Source organism: uncultured Mucilaginibacter sp. (genome assembly GCF_903893715.1).
Taxonomy (GTDB): Bacteria; Bacteroidota; Bacteroidia; order Sphingobacteriales; family Sphingobacteriaceae; genus Mucilaginibacter.
On the sequence record NZ_CAITNG010000122.1, the window covers coordinates 1 to 21,070 of the forward strand.

Sequence of the window (21,070 nt, forward strand, 5' to 3'; positions counted from 1 at the left end):
CGTGCCCGTGGCAAAAACAATATGATAGGTGGTAACGACGAGCGCGAAAACACCCTGAACCAGTTATTGGTGGAGATGGATGGTTTTGGTACAGATTCGGGCATTATCATTTTGGCCGCAACTAACCGCCCCGATGTTTTGGACTCCGCATTGCTGCGCCCCGGACGTTTTGACAGGCAGATATCCATCGATAAACCCGATTTGAACGGACGTGAACAAATATTTAAAGTACACCTTGGCCCGGTAAAAACCGCTGCCGATGTTGACGCTAAAAAACTATCGGCACAAACACCGGGCTTTGCCGGTGCCGAAATTGCCAACGTTTGTAACGAAGCCGCTTTGATAGCTGCGCGTAAGGATAAGGAAGCAGTGGATATGCAGGATTTTCAAGATGCCATCGACCGTGTGATTGGTGGTTTGGAGAAAAAGAATACCCTGATATCGCCGGAAGAAAAACGCGTAGTTGCTTATCACGAAGCCGGCCATGCTATTGCCGGTTGGTTTTTAGAACATGCAGATCCTTTGGTTAAAGTTTCAATTGTGCCGCGTGGCGTTGCCGCCTTAGGTTATGCGCAATACCTGCCGAATGAAAGGTTCCTGGTATCGAAAGAAGAACTTTTTGATGATATGGTACTATCAATGGGTGGCCGTGTTGCCGAAGATATTGTTTTCGGTAAAATAACTACCGGTGCTTTGAGCGACCTGGAACGTATTACCCGCCTGGCTTATGGCATGGTTAAGATTTACGGTATGAACGATAAAGTTGGTAACCTGTCGTTTTACGATCCGCATGGCGAAAACCAATTTAACAAACCATACTCCGATACTACTGCCGAATTGATTGACTCGGAAGTACGTAACCTGGTTAACGTGGTTTACGAAAAGACCAAGGAACTGATTAACGAGCACCGCGATGGACTGGAAAAAATAGCCGCCAAATTATTAGAAAAAGAAGTGCTGTTTCAAAGCGATTTAGAAGATTTGCTTGGCAAACGCCCTTTTGAAGGCCGCACTGCATACGATAAGTTTGTAAATGGCGAAACGGTTATACCTGAACCAACAGCCGATACCAACGCCATTCCGGATAGCGTACTCGACCCTTCGACCGACAATATGGCCGGAGATGTAGTTTAACATAAACCGATATTTAAAAGCCGCCCCGATGAAAACTGGGCGGCTTTTTTTATGATTTTGAACCAAACAGGAAATTTTTAACCATATTTGCCTTTGTGTGCTTGTACACAAATGTTTATAAATGAAAGAGAATACCACCAGTAAAGAACGGCTGTTAAAAAAAATACGGAAAGCTTTATTGGAGCGGCGTGATAACCCTTATCCCAACCTGGAAGACCTGCCGCTGTATCCCCCCGCCACCGAATTGCCCGAAGTTATTTTTGCCGAACAATTTACAGCTGTTGCCGGTCAGTTTGTTTTTTGTGAAGATGAACTGCAGTTTATAGAGATATTGCTGAATTTGGCCGAAGAACGCGAATGGCGTAAGATATACTGCTGGGAGCCGGCCTTGCAGGAGATTTTTAAAAAATACGATTACCCTTTTTTTGAAACCGACAAGGATTTTGACAAGGCCGAAGTTGGCTTTACCTTATGCGAGGCGCTGATAGCGCGCAATGGCAGTATTTTGGTGTCAAACGCCAATGAAGCCGGCCGCAGACTGGGTATTTATCCTAATGTACATGTGGTAGTGGCCTATACCTCGCAATTGATGATGGACCTGAAGGATGGGTTTAAACTCATCAAAACCAAATATGGCCATAATATGCCTTCACTTATCTCTACGATAACCGGCCCAAGCCGCACGGCTGATATTGAAAAGACCCTGGTGTTAGGCGCACATGGCCCTAAAGAACTCTTTGTTTTTCTGCTCGACGGCTAATCAGCTGGCTTTACGCACCCTTTTGGGCGACTGATGATGTTCGCGGGGTTTTAATTGTACAATATTTGACCCCGTATTTTTTGGCAGCAAATGCACCCCTATAAATACGATAACAAAACTTGCCCCAAGTATTTCAAAAATTTCCAACAGTGTTTTAGGTATCATAACTAAATCCTTTCTGGTTAATAAATGTAGAAACAGGTTGAGGTATACGTACTTTCAGGATAATTTGTTTTGCTTTGAACTATGTTATAAACAATTGATGATATAACGGTTCAGTGTATAATTTATTATGCTTGCATAGTAAATAAACGAGTATTTCAACCCTGATTTTTAGCAGATAGTAAAAAGAAGGTGCTGATTACATTTATTCGTGAGCGTGGACGGTACGTGTGTGATGGTGGCCGATTGGCTTCGGCGAATACACATAATAATGCTTTAAGCATGTACCGCACAGGTAACGCTTAACGGGTAGCCAAAAAAGGAAAGTTTTAACAAAAAACCCTCTTTTTACCCGAAGCTGATACTCTCTTTCGCTATGATGGCATTTTTCTTTTTTATATTTCAACGGGGCTTCCATATAAAAATGCTTTTATACGAATTTAAACGGAAGCCCCTTGAAATTGTTTCGTTAAACTAAAAATATTTCTATAGGATATAAATTTAATCGTAAGAAGAAAAAATTGCCAATAAATTACCTGTTGGTCAAACTGTTAAGATACATTTCGAGATTAGTATACCCGCTACCTTTGGCCATGGTTTTGCCATCGGCAGGATTGTTGGGGTTTAAGTGTTGGGTTATTTCCCATTCGTCCGGTATCCCGTCTCCATCAGTGTCTTTAGGCGCGCTGCCGCCGGCAATTTTTCCCTGTCCTCCGGCATCGGCTTCAGTTTTGAATATTTTGCCGTCGCGGCCTAAGGAGGTAAGGTAGCCGATGATGCGCTTATCCACCGCATCGCGCTGCAGCGACGCCCCTGCGGTAGCAATTATATTTAAATAAGCATTTTGGGCACTCTGTATATTCGCCGCGTTTACAGCGGCGTTTTGGCGTGACTGCACTATGCTGGCTTTGGCACGCGCAAAATCCGAATCGGCAACCATACGGCCGTTCAAAGTACCATCCTTGTCCATATCCACATAGTTGCCGTTTTGGTACACATGGTCGGTAGTTTCAAATTCGCCGACAAAGTTTTTGCCCGAGTTTGGCCCGGCGATAAAATAGTTACCAATCACATCCTGATAATGCTGTGCACCCGAGTGCCCTCCTACAAAACCATCCACACCCCAATTGTACACTACGTTGTTGATGTACTCGATACCGGCTTTTGCTTTGGGGTTGCGGCTTTGGTTATCAATCCATAAACAACCGAAAATTGTAACGTGGGTGGGATTTTCGAACAAAGCGCCAAAACGTTGGGGGTCTATCGGTTCGCCGATGATGGAATATTGCACGGTAACGTTATCGCTTTCTTTGATGTGCATATCGTCCCAACGTCCCCATTCAACGGAGATATGGTCCAGTATGACATTTTTCACGCTATCCACTACCACCACGCAGGCGCCCTTTGGCATATTAATGCTTCCGCGGAAGCGCATATAACGCACCACATCATCGCCCGAAAAGGATACGCCGTTGCCATACACCACAATCCCCTCGCCGGGGGCTGTTTGGCCGGCGATGGTTACTTTGGCGGCCACTTTTATCTTATCCTTAATATTGATGACCCCGCCAACATCAAAAATAACGGTCCGCATAGGCTGGCTCACCGCGTCGCGGAATGAACCCGGGCCTGCATCGTCCAAATTGGTTACATGATAAACAGAACCGCCGCGGCCGCCGGTGGCAAAACGGCCAAAACCTTCGGCACCCGGAAAGGCGAGTTGTTGGGCAATGGTGGCATGACAGGAAACCAGCAGGGAAATGGCAATGATGATGTTTTTCATTTGTGGGTAATTGGTTGTCAATAGTAAGTAAAATGGAATGAAATATAAAGTCGAAATCGCTGATTCCCGGTTCCGGCCTCTTGAATGTTTGCACTTTACAACTTTATTGCGCAACTTTGTGGTGCTTATAGAGAAAGACGGAGGGATTAGACCCTGCGATGTCTTAGCAACCTGTACTTACAAGGTGCTACATTCTACTCAAACCGCACTTCGGGGTTTGGGACAGATAAGCGAAGGTCAACTAACAGCCGACTTTTCGATAAGCAAAAATTGAGTTACGAGTTTTTAGTTATGCGTTGCGGGTTTCCTCGTAAGTATTACTGGCAACACGTAACCCGCAACACGCAACATATTACATGAGTATCAGACAAGAATTACAAAAACGCATACTGATTATTGACGGGGCGATGGGCACGATGATTCAGCGTTACCGGTTAACGGAGCAGGATTTTCGCGGCGAGCGTTTTAAGAACCACCCCTGCGATTTGCAAGGCAATAACGACCTGCTGAATATTACGCGCCCTGATGTAATCAAAGCTATACATGCTGAATATTTGGAAGCGGGGGCTGATATCATCGAAACCAATACGTTCAGTACGCAGGTAATATCACTGGCAGACTATCAATTGGAGCCTTTGGCTTATGAATTGAGTTATGAAGGGGCCAGGATAGCATGCGAAGTTGCCGAAAAATATACCAAACAAAACCCTGATAAACCGCGCTTTGTGGCCGGAGCCATCGGGCCAACCAACCGTACGGCATCGCTTTCGCCGGATGTGAACGACCCGGGTTACCGTGCGGTAACTTTTGACGACCTGGTGGATGCCTACTACGACCAGATACGTGGCTTGGTTGACGGCGGGGCGGATGTGTTACTCATCGAGACCATATTTGATACCCTGAACGCCAAGGCGGCCATATTCGCCATCAAGCGTTATGAGAACGAATGTAAAGCCGCCGGAAAAACTTACCCGGCATTAAGTGCCGATGGTGGCATTATGATATCGGGTACCATTACCGATGCCTCGGGACGGACCTTGTCGGGCCAAACGGTTGAGGCATTTTGGAACTCGGTTAGGCACGCTAACCTGCTTTCGATAGGCTTGAACTGCGCTTTGGGCGCAAAAGAAATGCGCCCGCATATTGAAGAGCTATCTACCATTGCTGATGTTTATATATCGGCATACCCTAATGCCGGTTTGCCCAACGAGTTTGGCGCTTACGATGAAACGCCGCATGAAACCGCCCACTTGGTGGAAGACTTTATGGAAAGCGGCCTGGTGAATATAGCCGGTGGCTGCTGCGGCACTACGCCCGACCACATCCGTTGTATCGCCGAAAAGGCTGCAAAAAACAAACCCCGCCAAATACCCGTAATTGAGCCGTTTATGCGCTTAAGCGGGTTGGAAGCCATTACCCTTACCCCCGAAACCAATTTTGTGAACGTGGGCGAGCGTACCAATATTACAGGTTCGCCAAAGTTTTCGAAGCTGATATTGGCCGAGGATTACGAGGCGGCATTGGTGGTAGCACGCCAGCAGGTTGACGGCGGCGCGCAGGTGATAGACGTGAACATGGACGAGGGCATGATTGACTCGGAAGCGGCGATGGTGAAGTTTTTGAACCTCATCGCATCCGAACCTGATATTGCCAAGTTGCCTATTATGGTCGATTCATCGAAATGGACGGTGATTGAGGCGGGTTTGAAATGTTTGCAAGGAAAAGGCATCGTAAACTCCATCTCACTAAAAGAAGGCCAAGAGAAATTTATTGAATACGCTAAAAAGATATTGCAATACGGCGCCGCTACGGTAGTGATGGCATTCGACGAGCAGGGCCAGGCCGATAGCTTTGAGCGCCGGATAGAAATATGTAAGCGCAGCTATGATATTTTGGTGAACGAAGTCGGCTTCCCGCCACAGGACATTATTTTCGACCCGAATATATTGACCGTTGCCACGGGATTAGAGGAGCACAACAACTACGCGGTCGACTTTATAAAAGCCACCCGCTGGATAAAACAAAACCTGCCTTATGCCAAAGTGAGCGGCGGGGTAAGTAATATATCGTTCTCATTCCGCGGTAACAACGTGGTGCGCGAGGCGATGCACTCTGCCTTTTTGTACCATGCCATACAGGCCGGTATGGATATGGGTATTGTTAACGCCGGGATGTTGGAGGTGTACGAAGAGATACCAAAACCTTTATTGGAAATGGTGGAAGATGTGCTACTTAACCGTCGTGCTGATGCTACTGAACGTTTGGTTGATTTTGCCGAGACCGTAAAAAGCAAGGGCAAAGAGATTGTTAAGGATGAAGAGTGGCGCAAAGAGCCGGTTGAAAAACGATTGTCGCACGCCCTGGTAAAAGGTATCATCGAATACCTGGATGATGATGTGGAAGAGGCCCGTCAGAAATATGCCAAACCATTGGAGGTTATCGAAGGCCCGCTGATGGACGGGATGAACATAGTAGGCGACCTGTTTGGTGCCGGTAAGATGTTTTTGCCGCAGGTGGTAAAATCGGCACGGGTAATGAAAAAGGCCGTGGCCTATTTGCTGCCTTTTATCGAACTGGAGAAACAACGCGTTATAGATGCCGGCGAAACTACCGGGCATGAACGCGCCAATGCCGGCAAAATATTGATGGCCACTGTAAAAGGCGATGTACACGATATCGGTAAGAACATTGTGGGTGTGGTATTGGCCTGCAACAACTTCGAGGTGATAGATTTGGGTGTGATGGTACCCGCGCAGCGCATTATTGAAGAAGCCAAAGCACAAAATGTGGATATTATTGGCTTGAGCGGTTTGATTACGCCTTCCTTAGATGAAATGGTGCATTTTGCCAAGGAAATGGAGCGTAACAACTTTACTATCCCATTAATTGTTGGTGGAGCTACTACATCGCGCATACACGCGGCGGTGAAGATAGCGCCTAACTATTCGGGTCCGGCGATACACGTGCTGGATGCATCGCGCAGTGTTACGGTATGCAGTAGTTTGATGAACCATGATACACACGATGCCTATATCAATGGCATTAAAGACGAGTATGAAAAAGCCCGCGAAGCGCATCTGAACAAAAAGTCGGACAAGCGTTTTGTTACGATAGAAGAAGCCCGTAAACAACGCTGCGAAATCAACCTGAACGGTGCTATCCCGCCAAGGCCAACCTTTACCGGGACTAAAGTATTGGAAGCTTTCCCGCTGGAGGAATTAGTGCCATACATAGACTGGACGCCTTTCTTCCATACCTGGGAATTGCGCGGCAGTTTCCCCAAGATATTCGACGATAAGTATGTGGGTGTTGAAGCCAAAAAACTATACAACGACGCGCAGGCCTTATTAAAAGAGGTGGTTGATAACAAACTGCTGCAAGCTAATGGCGTTATCGGTTTCTGGCCGGCCAACAGCGTGGGCGATGATATTGAACTGTATACCGATGAGAGCCGCACAACCGTGCTGAAACGCATCCATACACTTCGCCAGCAGGCAGAAAAAGCTAAAGGCGAGCCGTACTACGCCCTTTCGGATTTCATCGCGCCTAAAGCAAGCGGCGTGCCTGACTATTGGGGCGGCTTTGCCGTAACAGCAGGTATTGGCTGCGATGAATTGGTAGCTAAGTTTGAGGCCGACCACGACGATTACAACAGCATTATGGCCAAAGCCATTGCCGACCGCCTGGCCGAAGCCTTCGCTGAAAAAATGCACGAACTGGTACGCAAAGATTACTGGGGCTACGCAAAAGAAGAACACCTGGAAAGCGAAGACCTGATCAAAGAGAAATATCAGGGCATACGCCCCGCCCCGGGATACCCTGCTTGTCCGGACCATACCGAAAAAACAACCTTGTTCGAACTATTGAAAGCTGAGGATAATGCGAATATGCACCTCACCGAAAGCCTGGCCATGACACCGGCTGCATCCGTTAGTGGATTTTACTTCGCGCACCCGCAGGCGAGGTATTTTGGATTGGGTAAGATCAACAAGGATCAAGTAGAAGAGTATGCTGTACGTAAAGGAATGGAGTTAGAGGAAGTTGAACGGTGGTTGAGTCCGAATTTAGCTTATTAGTTGTGAGTTGTGTGTTCCGAGTTGTGTGTTTTTTAATTATCATTGACAATGGTTTATACAGAACTTGAAGTATGGAAAGAAGCAAGGATATTGGTAAAGCTGATGTATAGGTATGTCTCGAAATTCCCTAAAGACGAAGTATTTGGATTACAGTCACAAATGAAGCGAGCGGTTATTTCGATCCCATCTAATATAGCAGAAGGTTGTGGAAGAAATCATCAGAAGGACTCTTTGCAGTTTTTCTTCGTTGCTCGGGGTTCGATATACGAATTAGAAACACAGTTATTCCTGGCTCTTGATCTATCTTATATAAATGATGATATTTTTAATGAAGTGTTGTTGCAGATAGAAGTAGTTCGAAAATTACTTAATGGTTTTATAAAATACTTTGAATCACTTATCAAAACAAAATCTTAACTAGAAACACACAACCCGGAACCCGCAACTAACATAATGAAGATCACAGAACATATTAATAACGCCAACGGCAAAACTCTATTCTCGTTCGAGCTATTACCGCCAATAAAAGGTCAAAGCATACAAGGTATTTATAATGCCATCGACCCGTTGATGGAGTTGAAACCGCCTTTCATTGATGTGACTTCCTTGCGCGAGGACCATATTTACAAGGAACATGACAATGGCTTATTGGAAAAGGTAATCACCCGTAAGCGCCCGGGCACCGTTGCGGTCTGCGCGGCCATTATGAATAAATACAAAGTGGACGCCGTGCCGCATTTAATATGTGGTGGTTTTACCAAAGATGAAACCGAATACGCTTTGATAGACCTGCAATTTTTGGGTATCGACAACGTATTGGTTTTGCGTGGCGATGCACGGAAGGCTGAATCGGGTTTTGTGCCTACACCAGGTGGGCATGCCTATGCTACCGACCTGCTGCAACAGGTGGTGAATATGAACAACGGCAAATACCTGCACGATGATGTGATAGGTGGCGGCAAGGCTAATTTTTGCATCGGCGTGGCGGGTTACCCCGAAAAGCATTTCGAGGCCCCCAACATGCAAACCGATTTTAAGTACCTTAAACAAAAGGTAGATATGGGTGCCGATTTTATTGTGACGCAAATGTTTTTTGATGTACCCAAATACAAGGAATTTGTAAATAACTGCCGCGCCAATGGCATCACCGTGCCTATTATTCCCGGTTTGAAACCTATTACCACTTCCAAGCAGTTGGTGGCATTATCCAAGATATTCCATATTGATATACCCGTTGAATTGAGCGATGCTATTTTAGCTTGCAGCAACGAAAAGGACGTAAAAGAAGTAGGCATCCAATGGATGATACAGCAATGTAAGGAGCTGATTGAGTTTGGTGTGCCCGTATTACACTTTTATACCATGGGTAACCCGGAACCAACGAAGAGGATTGCGCAGGCGGTGTTTTAACAGTTAGTATTGCGATGGGCGTATTGCGTATTGCGACCTATGGGGGGTTATTTCAGAAATTGTTTCAATTCTTCCTGTAGCTTTTCCGGCGAGGTAAAGTGTATCGATGCTATCCCCATTGCCTGTGCAGCTAAAACATTGCGCAGGTTATCGTCGATAAATAAAGCTTCATGCGGCTTAATATCATACCGGTCTAACAGCAATTGGAAAAATTCCGGCGCGGGCTTGCGGATGCCTTCGTGGCCGGAGACGACGATACCGTCGAACCAATTCAGAAAATCGAATTTGCTAAGCGCGATGGGCCAGGTCTCGGCCGACCAGTTGGTGAGGGCGTAGAGTTTGTATTTACCGCTTTGTTTTAACCGGGTAAAGATTTGAAGCGTGCCTTCTATCGGGCCGGCCAGCATTTCGTCCCAACGGCCATAGTAAGCGCGGATGTTTTCTTCATGTTCAGGAAATTGTTGGATGAGGGCATCGGTACCATCTTTAATCGAGCGCCCGGCATCTTGTTCTTCGTTCCAGTGCGGGGTGCAGATATTGGTTAGGAAATCATCTATTCCGGCATCGGTGCTGAATATCTTTTTATAGAGATGTTTGGGGTGCCAGTCGATAAGGACGGCGCCGAGGTCGAAGATGAGGGTGGTTATCATAAGAATTCCGTTATAAAAAGGGTTCAAAAAAGCTGTAATCAATTTCGTATACAGTTTTAGCTTTTACCCCTAATTCAACTTTTTCAAACATTTTTACCAATTGCTCTCCATCAACGAGTTCTACTTTCGGAGCACCTTCCCTGTTTGCCTCATTTATAGCCTCCTTTGTAAAATGACCAGTAGTAATAATTATTCCCTTTTCAGCTCTACCTATCATTGCATTTCTAAAATCGCCTACCTGTGCTCTTGATACGCCTCCTTTATATCGCTTGCATTGAAAAAGAACTTTAAAACTAACAAATGGGTTTAACTCTAATGTTCCATAGCCATCGATACCGCCATCATGTGACTGTCCAGTTACCTCAACTTTTTCAAACCCCGATTCTCGCAGCAATAACTTGCAAATGTTTTCAAAGCCTTTAGGAGATAGACTTTGAAGGACATTTAGCAAATTAAGATTATCATCATTAATAATATCAAGACTGATATCTTCTTTTATGTCGCTAACTTCGGGTTTTGCTCCATTCTTTCGAGCTTTAGTAAAAATTGAGACCCATTTTTTTACAATTAGCTTTGACTCTTCGATAGTTAGCTTTTTGTCTCTGCCTGTAGTTGTTAGTACCCACGCGCCTCTGATATTTTTATCGAGATAATTTTCCCAAATCAAATATTGCCTTGCCCAGGCAACTTGGTTGTGAAAACGAGACTCGCCCGAATTAAGCGTTAAATTTAGGACATCATCACTGATGTTTAATTTTTCAGCAATCCATGACGATACTTCTCTCGGTTTGCCAGAGCCGCCTAAATCTCTTAAAGCATCTAAAATTGGCCCTAACCATTGGACAAATTCAGCTTCTTTTCTTTTACCCATTTCCAAGTTTACGCTTAATCATTATAAAAACTAAATATTAATCCTTAAATTAGAATAAATATTTTTCGTATGCTAATCAAAAATGAGGTTTTAAAAAGCATTCAGGACTTACCTGATGAATTTAGCTTTGACGATGCGATAGATACACTGTTATTGTTGGATAAGATAGAAATAGGATTGAAACAATCGCACAACGGTGAAACGTTAACTACTGACGAAGCTAAAGAAAAGCTTTCAAAATGGTTGAAGTAAACTGGACCATCCAATCACTTAATGATATTGACAGTATATCGGAGTTTATTGCTAAGGACTCGATGCACTATGCTCAAATACAAGCGAAGCGTTTTTTTGACGCGGTGCTTATCTTAGAAAAAGTACCGCAATACGGGAAAATAGTTCCTGAAAAGAAAGACCCTTTGTTAAGGGAAATATTACTTGGAAGTTACCGCATTATTTACCGTATTGTATCTGATGAAAAAATCGATATTGTTACTATTCATCATAGTAAGAGGCTACTAAAGAACAACCCCGCTATAGAAGAGTAAATGCTTTCGAGCCACTATTCTCACTTTGCAATCTTAATCTCTTTCTTCTTTATCGAGCCTTTCGGCTGTATCTCCATCCCCTGCACATTGGTGAGCTGCAACACAGGCATACCCACCGGCGCCGGGCCTTTAAAGTTGTTGAACAGGATGCCGTTCACATCGTCCAATATCACTGTTGGGCGGGTTTCGGTGGCCATAAAACTTACCTGCACGTTGTTCATTTCGATGTTTTTGGCGTGGCGGATAAAAAAGCCGTAAGATGGCAATACCTTGAATTTTTCAGGTTCGGGGTAGGTGGTTTCATACTCGGGCACTACGGTTTGTATTTTTGATACCGCCGAATCGATAGGGCGGTAATAGATGCGAATATCGTTCAGCTTCACGTCTTCTACCGGGTGGTCTTTTAACCCGGCGATGATGGACGAGAAGTGCGAGTCGGCATTATAAACCATCACATTGCTGATGAGTACGCGGCGTAGTGTACCGGTTTGTGTTCCCGCCGGGCCGCGCAGCCGCGCGCCAATGCGCAGAAATATGGGCGAGTTGACGATATCGCGCATGGTGATGTTGGATATGGTTACATCTTCAATGTTACTGCCGTCGACAGTTTCGAGCGCCAGGCCGCGGCAAAAATCGAAGGTGCAATTACTGATGGTGATGTTTTTAAAGTCGCCGTTGCTTTCGGTGCCGAATTTGATGCGCCCGGTGGGGCCTTCTTTGTCAGGCACCAGCTTAAATTCTTTGCGTTGGTAGGTACCGTCTAAAAAAGTGCCCCTGTCGTACCCGCTTACCTGGCAATTTGTAATGGTTACGTTTTCGGTAGCTTTTAAATAGCCCAGTGCGTATGATGTTTTGAGTACGATACCGTCATCGAAAGGGGAGTTGACGGAACAGTTGGATATGTGTACATCGCGGCAACAATCAATATCCATCCCGTCGCGATTGGTGTCCATTTTTAAATTGTCGATGGTGAGGTTATCCACGCCGGTGGCCAGCAAGCAAAAATGGCCGCCCATCAATACTGAAAAATCTTTGAGCAATACGTTGCGACAAAGCTTGAGGCTGATGCTTTTATTACCCTGGCCCTCGTTGCGGGGTGTGTTACGGGTAAGCCCCTTGCCGTAAATAGTACCGGGGCCGGTAATGGATATATCTTCGAGGTTTTCGCCCCAAATGAGGCTGTTGTGCCAGTGGCTATGGCCGTAGTCCTGGTAATTATTGGTAGCACCAGGTTCGGCAACGTCATAGTTTTGCTTATTGGCGGGCACAAAATCGGCGGCCAAAATGGTGCAGCCCTGGTCGAGGTAAAGTGCGATATGGCTTTTTAAACGGATAGAATAACTGAGATAGGTACCTGCGGGAAAATAAACCGTACCGCCACCTGCTTCAGCAGCAGCATCGATGGCTTTGTTGATGGCTTCGTTGTCCAAAGTTTTGCCATCGCCTTTGGCACCGTAATCGCGCACGTTATAGTTTATGCCTGCCGCCGCGTTCAAGCCGCTGGTTATAAACCAAATAAAAATAAAAGCTGGGAGCCGAAGGGCAGTTATCAAATTTCGCATGGTAATGAAAAAAAGGCTTATCGCATCAAAACTCACAATAATAAGCATAAGGCGGTGTAACTTGTTGATTACAAAAATAATCATCCAAAGCGATTTGATTTTTTGTGTAGTTTAGTCGACCTGATTTTAAAAACCTACCCATAATGAAAATATCGCTCATCAAACCATTATTGCTGCTCCTTGCTGTTGCGTTTGCTTTACAGGTATCCGCGCAAGCGCCGCGCGAAAAAGCACTGTTCAATGCCGGTTGGAAATTCCATAAAGGCGATGCGCCCGGCGCCGACCAGCCCGCTTTTAACGACCAGGACTGGCGCAAGCTGGATTTGCCGCACGACTGGAGTATTGAAGGCCCTTTCGATGCGCAATGGGCAAGTGCCACGGCTTTTTTACCGGCAGGCATAGGCTGGTACCGCAAAACATTCAGTATTGAGCCTTCACAAAAAGATAAAAACATATCCCTGTATTTTGATGGGGTTTATAAAAACAGCGAGGTTTGGCTAAATGGGCATTATTTGGGTAAACGGCCAAATGGGTTTATACCTTTTGAGTATGACATTACCAAATACCTGAATAAAGACGGCAAAAACATCGTCGCGGTAAAGGTTGACCATACCCAATTTGCCGATTCGCGCTGGTATACGGGCTCGGGTATTTACCGCAATGTTTATTTGATAGCCACCGGCCCGGTGCATATGGATACCTGGGGCGTTATATTTAACACCACCCAGGTATCGGAACAAAGCGCATAGGCTAAGGTGAGTGTAGCTGTAACCAACCTGACGGCCAAGATGGCGAACTTGAGTATAAAAGCTGTTTTAAAAGATGCCAAAGGGGCTATTGTATCGGCCGGGCAACATGCGGCTAAAATTGTTGCCGGCAGCCATTTGAGCAGCGATATATTTTTGGCGGTGAATAATCCGAAACTATGGTCGACGGAAGAGCCGGAATTGTATCAATTAGAGGTGTCGCTATACCAGGGCGATAAAGAAGTTGACCGCATGACGGAAAACGTAGGCATTCGATCGGCAATTTTTGACAAGGATAAAGGGTTTACGCTGAATGGAAAAAGCATGAAACTGACAGGTGTTTGTGTGCACGATGACGCGGGCGCCTTTGGTGTTGCCGTACCTGCCGATGTTTGGGAGCGGCGTTTGCAGTTATTGAGAGGAGCCGGTGTAAACTCGTTGCGCCTGAGCCATAACCCACATGCCGATTACCTGTACGACCTGTGCGATAAAATGGGTATTTTGGTAATGGACGAAGCTTTTGACGAATGGGAACTCGGCAAAAACAAATGGATAGCGGGCTGGAACCAGGGCAAGCCCGGCCAGGATGGTTACCACGAGTATTTTAAAGATTGGGCCGAGCGCGACCTGGCCGATATGGTGAAACGCGACCGTAACCATCCCTCCATCATATTATGGAGCATTGGCAACGAAATTGATTACCCGAATGATCCTTATACCGACCCGATACTGAACACCGGCCGCAACCCGCAGATATATGGCAAAGGCTATACACCCGACCATCCTTCGGCGGATAATTTGACGAGGATAGCCAAAAAATTAGTGGCCGTGGTTAAGGAGAACGATATGAGCCGACCGGTAACCGCGGCGTTGGCTGGCGTGGTGATGTCGAACGAGGTGGGCTATCCGGATGTGCTGGATGCGGTGGGTTATAATTATCAGGAGTTCCGCTATGCGGGCGACCATGCCAAATACCCCAACCGTATTATCTACGGAAGTGAGAATGGGATGGCAGGCAAGGCCTGGGATGCTGTTACCGCTAACGATTATATTGCCGGTCAATACCTTTGGACAGGCATAGACTATATGGGCGAAGCTAAAGAATGGCCTGCACGCAGCAGTCCGGATGGTTTGTTGGATTTGGCAGGCTTCCCAAAACCTGAATTTTACTACCGCCAAAGTTTGTGGAGCGATAAACCGATGGTGTATATCGGCGCAAGCGAAATACCGGCAGCAAATGCCAAAGAAAACCATAACGCAGAGCCCAACTGGAACTGGCCTGATGGCAAACCGTTACGCATCAGTTGCTTTACCAATTGCGAGGAGGCGGAACTGTTTTTGAACGGCAAATCGCTCGGCAAAAAAGCAAGGGCCGAAATGGTAAACCATATTTTAAGTTGGGACGTGACTTATGCGCCGGGTGAGTTATCCGTAAAAGGGTATAACAAAGGCGTTGTAGTAAGCGAGGATAAATTGGCGACTGCAGGCGAGCCTTACGCGATCAAGGTAACATCCAACCCGAGAGGACATGACTATTTGTTTGAACAAGTGACCGTTGAGGTGGTTGATAAAAATGGCCATATTGTTTACAATGCCAATAACGAGATTAAGGTAACGATACGGGGAAGTGCAGTGCTTGTTGGCTTGGAAAGTGGTGATAATTTTAGCCATGAAGATTATAAAGCTTATAAAAGAAGGGTTTTTCATGGCAAGATGCTTGCATATATTAAACGCAAGCAAGGTGCATTGATTGTTGATTATACATCACCGGGGTTAAAGGCCGCCACGGAGAGAACGGTAATACCGGTTAGCGGGACATCCTCTTTCTAAAACAATCAGGCGTAGACGCCTGATTGGGCGGTGGGTAGGTTAATACCCCATGCTCACGTCCTCGCCCCTTGGATCTGCACCGCCCTGGTAGCCTTTTTTGGTTTTCAGGATGGCATCCACCCGGCCTATGCTGCCGCGGGGGGTTATTTTGTATCCCTTTTGGGTGAGTATTTGTTTGACCTGGTCGGTTAGGGCGGTTTTCTCCACATCTACCTGGTCGGGCAGCCATTGGCTGTGGAAACGGGGAACGGTAACGGCGTCTTGTATCGATTTTTTAAAGTCGACTACGTTCAGTATGGTTTGGAAAACCGAGGTAATGATAGTCGAGCCGCCGGGTGTGCCCACTACCATAAACAGTTTGCCATTTTTTGTAAGGATGGTGGGTGTCATGGCACTTAACATACGTTTGTTTGGTGCAATGGCGTTAGCCTTACCGCCGATGAGGCCGTACATATTTGGCGAGCCTGCTTTGGCCGAAAAGTCGTCCATTTCATCGTTCAATAAAAAGCCCGCGCCCTTTACAAAAACGAAGGATCCATAACTGTTGTTCAGGGTGGTGGTAATGGCTACCGCGTTGCCATGTTTGTCGACAATGGAAAAGTGTGTCGTTTCCTCATCTTCCCTTCCGGGGATCTTGCCGGGCGCTACTTCGCTGCTTGGGGTGGCTTTATCCCATGTAAAGGTGCTCATGCGTTGTTTTTGATAGGCAATGCTGAGCAGGGTTTTGTCTGGTACTTTATAAAAGTCAGGGTCGCCGAGATATTTGGAGCGGTCGGCATAAACGCGGCGCTCGGCCTCAACAATGAGTTGCACGGTGGAATCAGCATTAAAACCCCAACGCCCCAGCGGGTATGGCGCGACTGAATGCAGCAACTGCACCAAACATATCCCCCCGCTTGATGGCGACGGCATGGTGATGATGCCATAGCCTTTGTATTTAGCGGTAACAGGTTTGCGCCACACGGCCTGGTAGTTTTTCAGGTCGGTTTTGGTAACGATGCCCCGACCGCGGTTCATTTCTTTTACCAGGCTATCGGCCACGGGTCCGTTGTAAAAACCATAGCGGCCATGGTCGCGGATGCGTTTCAGGGTGCGGGCCAGTTCGGGTTGTATGAGGGTGTCGCCTTCTTTCCAGGCGATATCTTTTACCAGAGCTGTGCCTAATGGGTTATATTTTAAAAGAGTGGCTTTGTTGCGGTTAAATTCGGCGGCATGCCGGGCGCTGAGCACGTAGCCCTTGGCGGCCAGGTCGAGCGCGGGCTGAACTACTTTGCGCCAGCTTAATTTGCCATAGCGGGCATGCGCTTTCACCATGCCGGCCACACTGCCCGGTACACCCACGGCCATGTGGCCGTATATGCTCATTTTGGTTATGGGGTTGCCCGCGCTATCAAGGTACATATCGCGGCTGGCCAGTTTGGGTGCTTTTTCGCGAAAATCGAGCGTGGCTGTCTTACCTTTGCCGCTGCGGTACACCATAAAACCCCCGCCGCCTATATTCCCGGCAACGGGATAAACCACTGCCAGGGCAAACTGCACGGCTACTGCAGCATCCACCGCATTACCCCCTTTTTTAAGGATGGCTACACCAACTTTGGCGGCTTCGGGTTGGGCGCAAACCACTACGCCGTTTTTGTAATAGGGTTGCGTAGTCTGTGCTTGTAAGGCAAATCCAAACAGCAAAAAGCAAATGGTCAGGTATGTCAATTTCATTATCGCAAGATAAAAAAATGATGGGATAAAATACCCTGCCTGCAAAATCCGCGTTTTTCATGTAACTTTCATTTTAACCCGCTATCTTGCCTACATAATTTAAATACATGAAATTATTATTCGTCCTTTTTGCTTCCCTGTTTATACCAACTGCTACCTGGTTGGGCGATTTTAATCAGGCTACAGCCGAAGCAGCTAAAACACATAAACTGATATTGGTCAATTTCTCGGGGTCGGATTGGTGCGGACCTTGCATCAGGCTGCGCAAAGAGATTTTGGAAACCGAATATTTTGAAAATTATGCTTCATCGCATCTGCTGTTGGTGCGGGCCGATTTCCCCCGCCAAAAGAAAAACCAACTGGATAAAGAACAAGTGAAGCGTAACGAAGCTTTGGCCGATAAATACAATGCCGAGGGCAAGTTTCCGTATACATTGCTGATTGATGAAAACGGTAAAGTGTTACGCAGCTGGGATGGTTTCCCCAACGAAACGCCCGAGCAATTTGTGCAGCAGGTAAGTATGTATGCACACGATACCAATTAGTACCCCAACGCACTCCAAACCTCCAAATAATAATGAGAACCCGGTTGACGCCTTGTCGCCGGGTTTTATTTTGTTTAAATGATCCATATCATATTTAATTAATGGGCGTTATACGTATATTTGAGTATTGAAATACATAGCGGTTTTATTGGCGGCATTTATGCTGGTGTTATCTGCCACATCGGGGATGTTGGAAGCTAATGCCATGGCCGCATCTGCAAAAAAGACCTGTTGCCCTAAAGGGATGGACAAGATGAGCTGCGGCAAAACAAACCATAGCGACCAGAAGAAGCCCTGTGAAAAGGACGGTGCCTGCAGCATGTTTTTATCGTGCAGTATATGCGGTTTCTTTACCACGGAATCTATGAGCCTTTCGCATCAATTGTTTTTCCAAATCAAAAAACCGGATACCCCTTATCCTATCGGCGAACTGTCAGACTATAACCCATCCGGCCGAAAGCCGCCAAAAGTTTAATAATTAATGCCACAATGGACGCTCAAACCCGTCCGCAAACAATTAATTATTTTAAAACTTTAAAAACATTCGAAAATGAAAACTATCAGTTTGAGCGTTTTGGCAATTGTATTTGCCTGCGCATCAGTATTTGCAAACGGTCATGTTACTCCTGCTAAAGTTAAAGCAACTAAAGTGAGCTGCAGCAACTGCGGCCACCAACAATGTGCTAAAGGTTGTACCAAAACCATGTGCCCTAAAGGCGATTGCAAGATGTAAGCAATATATCAATTGAAAAAGCCCCTTGCCTTTTGGTAAGGGGCTTTTTTTTGTTTGTGCGTGGCAGAGGTTAATTTATAATATGACGCTCCTCATATTTCGGCCCGCACCCGCGCCCTATATTTGATTGAATTGATTTGAAGTAACGATAACAGGCTTTGCCGCTTAAAGTAGTGCCATTTGCTCGTTAAAAACAACCTTTTAAATATGATTGCCAAACTATTTACAGATACGCGGCTGCTTACTGAGATTAAAACCCATGCGAGGCTAAAGTTTATAAAGGCCGGTGCAGTTTTGATGGCGCCGGGCGATAAAATTGTTTTTGTGCCCATTGTACAAACAGGTGTTTTACGCATCATACGGCAAGAGCCCGATGGGAAAGAGGTTTTTTTATATCACCTGTACCCTGGCCAAACCTGTGCCATGGCCATAAACTGCTGCCAAACCAATAGCCACAGCATGGTGAAAGCCATTGCCGAAGATGATACCGAATTGTTGCAGATACCTGTGGCTGCTGTTGACGACTGGTTTAAATACTCGGAATGGAAAACCTTTATCAACAGCACTTATGGCAGCCGGTTTGCCGAGTTGTTGGAAGTAATTGACCTGATTTCGTTTAGCAATATGGATAAACAGTTGCTGCATTACCTGAAGGAACGCGCGCGCGCTGCCAATAACCAAACCATTAGTATTACCCACCAGCAAATAGCCGACGAGCTGCACACGCATCGCGAAGCGATAAGCAGGTTGTTGCGCACCATGGAAGAGAAAAAAATAGTGAAACTGGGCCGCAACAGCATCCGGTTGGTTTAGCAGGTATGGAACAAATGTTACTGAAAGGGATTTTGATTATAGATAGTTTTAACACATAAAAACAATCATTATGAAAAAGAACATGGGAAATACCGACCGCCTTTTGCGGGTATTGATAGCCTTGGTTATTGTGGTTTTGTACTTTACCAATACCATTGGCGGTACGTTGGCTATTGTATTGTTGGTGCTGTCGGTAGTTTTTATCCTTACCGGGATGGTAAGCTTTTGCCCGCTTTACCTGCCTTTTGGCATCAGCACAAAAAAGAAAGACGATGACAGTATCATATACTGAACCTAAAAAAATGCTTATCCAACAAATGTTACCAACCGGCAATTTGGAATGGCCCAATTTTGTTCATCAAATTAAAATAAGGATATGGACACTTTACAAGAAGTATTAAAAAAGGGCGACACCACAGTAGTTGATGTGCGCACTCCTGCAGAGTATATGGGCGGGCATGTGGCGGGCAGTATCAACATCCCGGTTAATGAAATAGTTACCCGGTTAGATGAATTTGGGCAAATGAAAAATGTGGTGGTATGTTGCGCATCGGGTATAAGGAGCCAATTGGCCAGCAAGGTATTACAACAACATCACATCAATTGCTTTGATGGTGGTACCTGGCTAAACGTGAACAATTACTTAAACAATTAAGCGATGATAGCAACAATAAGACGCCTTTTAGGCTTAAAACCCGCTGTTGATTTAGGTAAACTGATAGCCGAAGGTGCGAAGATTATAGATGTGCGCAGCCCCGGCGAATTTGCGGGCGGACATATCAAATCGTCGGTAAATATACCTTTGGGCAGCCCCGAAAAAAGTTTTTCGAAGTTTAAAAAGGATGACGTGATTATTACCTGCTGCGCGTCGGGCATGAGGAGCGCATCGGCAAAGTCGATTTTAAAATCGAAAGGGTATACACAGGTTTATAATGGCGGCAGCTGGCAAAGCCTTAAAAAATACGTGCAATGAACACACTTAAACAAAGCCTGTTGTACAACTGGCACATTGCCCGAATTATACGCCTGGTTATGGGCGTTTGGATACTGGTTTGGAGCATTCAAACCGCCGATTGGGCGGTTGGCCTGCTGAGTTTATTTTTTGTGATCACAGCGCTGACCAATACCGGTTGTTGCGGCGCACAAAGCTGTGCTATACCCTACAACAAACCAACCCAAAACACGCAAAGCGACGCCGAACAAATTAAACAGATACATTAAAATACAACATACAATGAGCATAACACATAACTACCTGGTTAACCTGAACTGGAAACAGGGCCGCATGGGGGGATTGACATCGCCCGAACTGACTGATGAAGTGGACGTGGCCACACACCCGCAGTTTCCGCAAGGGATGGAACACGTTTGGTCGCCCGAGCATTTGTTTACCGCTGCGGTGAACAGCTGTTTGATGACCACCTTCCTATCGATAGCCGAAAACTCAAAACTGGAATTTGACGACTTTAGTTCGCAGGCATCGGGCAAGCTCGAGATGGTGGACGGCAAATACCTGATGAGCGAAGTAACGCTAATGCCCTTGCTGACAATATTGCGTGCCGAGGATGAAGAGAAAGCCTTAAGGGTACTGCAAAAATCAGAGGCGGCCTGTTTAATTTCGAACTCTGTGAAGTCAACCATTGTATTTAAGCCCGAAATTGTGGTCAAGGCATCATAAATAAAAAACAACCGGTTCAACGCGGCCGGATAATAAAACAACCCGCTCAAAGCCGGCTA

Annotated in this window: 23 protein-coding genes and 1 riboswitch; of the genes, 18 read left to right on the forward strand and 5 right to left on the reverse strand. The window is 46.0% G+C overall.

Features of this window, described 5'->3' with window-relative positions; genetic code table 11:
- The coding region (locus QZX97_RS14165) for an AAA family ATPase (RefSeq protein ID WP_295664734.1) at positions 1 to 1,134 on the forward strand (1,134 nt) is incomplete at its 5' end.
- 121 nt (positions 1,135 to 1,255) lie between these two features.
- Positions 1,256 to 1,894, forward strand: coding sequence for a lactate utilization protein (locus QZX97_RS14170; protein WP_295651211.1), 639 nt, complete (start codon positions 1,256 to 1,258; stop codon positions 1,892 to 1,894).
- A gap of 694 nt (positions 1,895 to 2,588) precedes the next feature.
- Here QZX97_RS14170 and QZX97_RS14175 read toward each other — a convergent pair.
- Positions 2,589 to 3,839, reverse strand: a complete 1,251-nt coding sequence (locus QZX97_RS14175) for a thrombospondin type 3 repeat-containing protein (protein ID WP_295664735.1) — start codon at positions 3,837 to 3,839, stop codon at positions 2,589 to 2,591.
- Between the two features lie 122 nt (positions 3,840 to 3,961).
- A riboswitch (SAM riboswitch) is annotated at positions 3,962 to 4,072 on the forward strand.
- A 123-nt stretch (positions 4,073 to 4,195) separates the two neighbouring features.
- Here QZX97_RS14175 and metH point away from each other — a divergent pair.
- Genes metH through QZX97_RS14190 form a run of 3 tightly spaced genes read left to right on the forward strand, consistent with a single transcriptional unit; the run spans position 4,196 to position 9,325 of the window.
- Positions 4,196 to 7,915, forward strand: a complete 3,720-nt coding sequence (metH, locus tag QZX97_RS14180) for a methionine synthase (protein ID WP_295651208.1) — start codon at positions 4,196 to 4,198, stop codon at positions 7,913 to 7,915.
- Between the two features lie 48 nt (positions 7,916 to 7,963).
- Positions 7,964 to 8,332: a four helix bundle protein gene (locus tag QZX97_RS14185; RefSeq protein ID WP_295651206.1), complete on the forward strand. Its 369-nt coding sequence runs from the start codon at positions 7,964 to 7,966 to the stop codon at positions 8,330 to 8,332.
- 36 nt (positions 8,333 to 8,368) lie between these two features.
- Positions 8,369 to 9,325: a methylenetetrahydrofolate reductase gene (locus QZX97_RS14190; protein WP_295651203.1), complete on the forward strand. Its 957-nt coding sequence runs from the start codon at positions 8,369 to 8,371 to the stop codon at positions 9,323 to 9,325.
- A 47-nt stretch (positions 9,326 to 9,372) separates the two neighbouring features.
- On the opposite strand, the gene QZX97_RS14195 is transcribed toward QZX97_RS14190, so the two are convergent.
- Positions 9,373 to 9,975 carry an HAD family phosphatase gene (locus QZX97_RS14195; protein ID WP_295651202.1) on the reverse strand — a complete coding sequence of 201 codons (603 nt, stop codon included), beginning with the start codon at positions 9,973 to 9,975 and terminating at the stop codon, positions 9,373 to 9,375.
- A 10-nt stretch (positions 9,976 to 9,985) separates the two neighbouring features.
- On the reverse strand, positions 9,986 to 10,846 hold the full coding sequence (locus QZX97_RS14200; RefSeq protein ID WP_295651198.1) for a restriction endonuclease: 861 nt from the start codon (positions 10,844 to 10,846) through the stop codon (positions 9,986 to 9,988).
- A gap of 69 nt (positions 10,847 to 10,915) precedes the next feature.
- On the opposite strand from QZX97_RS14200, the gene QZX97_RS14205 reads away from it, so the two are divergent.
- Positions 10,916 to 11,098, forward strand: a complete 183-nt coding sequence (locus QZX97_RS14205; protein WP_295651196.1) for a hypothetical protein — start codon at positions 10,916 to 10,918, stop codon at positions 11,096 to 11,098.
- Positions 11,086 to 11,391 carry a type II toxin-antitoxin system RelE/ParE family toxin gene (locus QZX97_RS14210; RefSeq protein WP_295651193.1) on the forward strand — a complete coding sequence of 102 codons (306 nt, stop codon included), beginning with the start codon at positions 11,086 to 11,088 and terminating at the stop codon, positions 11,389 to 11,391. The genes QZX97_RS14205 and QZX97_RS14210 overlap by 13 nt, the downstream gene beginning before the upstream one ends.
- Positions 11,392 to 11,411: 20 nt before the next feature.
- Here the strand turns inward: QZX97_RS14210 and QZX97_RS14215 are convergent, their stop codons facing one another.
- Positions 11,412 to 12,953 carry a glycoside hydrolase family 28 protein gene (locus tag QZX97_RS14215; RefSeq protein WP_295664736.1) on the reverse strand — a complete coding sequence of 514 codons (1,542 nt, stop codon included), beginning with the start codon at positions 12,951 to 12,953 and terminating at the stop codon, positions 11,412 to 11,414.
- A gap of 143 nt (positions 12,954 to 13,096) precedes the next feature.
- On the opposite strand from QZX97_RS14215, the gene QZX97_RS14220 reads away from it, so the two are divergent.
- Both QZX97_RS14220 and QZX97_RS14225 read left to right on the forward strand, forming a co-directional pair.
- Positions 13,097 to 13,702 carry a sugar-binding domain-containing protein gene (locus tag QZX97_RS14220; RefSeq protein ID WP_295651189.1) on the forward strand — a complete coding sequence of 202 codons (606 nt, stop codon included), beginning with the start codon at positions 13,097 to 13,099 and terminating at the stop codon, positions 13,700 to 13,702.
- 6 nt (positions 13,703 to 13,708) lie between these two features.
- A complete protein-coding gene (locus tag QZX97_RS14225; protein ID WP_295651187.1) occupies positions 13,709 to 15,529 on the forward strand; it encodes a glycoside hydrolase family 2 TIM barrel-domain containing protein in 1,821 nt (606 codons plus the stop codon).
- A 39-nt stretch (positions 15,530 to 15,568) separates the two neighbouring features.
- Here QZX97_RS14225 and ggt read toward each other — a convergent pair whose 3' ends face one another.
- Positions 15,569 to 17,242, reverse strand: a complete 1,674-nt coding sequence (gene ggt / locus QZX97_RS14230) for a gamma-glutamyltransferase (RefSeq protein ID WP_295651184.1) — start codon at positions 17,240 to 17,242, stop codon at positions 15,569 to 15,571.
- A gap of 107 nt (positions 17,243 to 17,349) precedes the next feature.
- Here ggt and QZX97_RS14235 point away from each other — a divergent pair, with 107 nt between their 5' ends.
- The 9 genes from QZX97_RS14235 to QZX97_RS14275 all read left to right on the forward strand — a co-directional run bounded on the left by QZX97_RS14235 (position 17,350) and on the right by QZX97_RS14275 (position 21,011).
- A complete protein-coding gene (locus QZX97_RS14235) occupies positions 17,350 to 17,787 on the forward strand; it encodes a thioredoxin family protein (RefSeq protein ID WP_295651181.1) in 438 nt (145 codons plus the stop codon).
- Positions 17,788 to 17,914: 127 nt separating this feature from the next.
- Positions 17,915 to 18,262, forward strand: coding sequence for a hypothetical protein (locus QZX97_RS14240; RefSeq protein WP_295651178.1), 348 nt, complete (start codon positions 17,915 to 17,917; stop codon positions 18,260 to 18,262).
- A 75-nt stretch (positions 18,263 to 18,337) separates the two neighbouring features.
- Positions 18,338 to 18,520, forward strand: a complete 183-nt coding sequence (locus QZX97_RS14245) for a hypothetical protein (RefSeq protein WP_295651175.1) — start codon at positions 18,338 to 18,340, stop codon at positions 18,518 to 18,520.
- Positions 18,521 to 18,727: 207 nt separating this feature from the next.
- Entirely contained in the window at positions 18,728 to 19,333 is a 606-nt protein-coding gene (locus tag QZX97_RS14250; RefSeq protein ID WP_295651173.1) for a Crp/Fnr family transcriptional regulator, read from the forward strand.
- A gap of 70 nt (positions 19,334 to 19,403) precedes the next feature.
- A complete protein-coding gene (locus tag QZX97_RS14255) occupies positions 19,404 to 19,625 on the forward strand; it encodes a DUF2892 domain-containing protein (protein ID WP_295651170.1) in 222 nt (73 codons plus the stop codon).
- 84 nt (positions 19,626 to 19,709) lie between these two features.
- On the forward strand, positions 19,710 to 19,988 hold the full coding sequence (locus QZX97_RS14260; RefSeq protein WP_295651168.1) for a rhodanese-like domain-containing protein: 279 nt from the start codon (positions 19,710 to 19,712) through the stop codon (positions 19,986 to 19,988).
- 3 nt (positions 19,989 to 19,991) lie between these two features.
- On the forward strand, positions 19,992 to 20,306 hold the full coding sequence (locus tag QZX97_RS14265; protein ID WP_295651166.1) for a rhodanese-like domain-containing protein: 315 nt from the start codon (positions 19,992 to 19,994) through the stop codon (positions 20,304 to 20,306).
- Positions 20,303 to 20,554 carry a hypothetical protein gene (locus QZX97_RS14270; RefSeq protein ID WP_295651163.1) on the forward strand — a complete coding sequence of 84 codons (252 nt, stop codon included), beginning with the start codon at positions 20,303 to 20,305 and terminating at the stop codon, positions 20,552 to 20,554. The genes QZX97_RS14265 and QZX97_RS14270 overlap by 4 nt, the downstream gene beginning before the upstream one ends.
- A 13-nt stretch (positions 20,555 to 20,567) precedes the next feature.
- A complete protein-coding gene (locus QZX97_RS14275; protein ID WP_295651160.1) occupies positions 20,568 to 21,011 on the forward strand; it encodes an OsmC family protein in 444 nt (147 codons plus the stop codon).
- Positions 21,012 to 21,070: the final 59 nt, after the last annotated feature.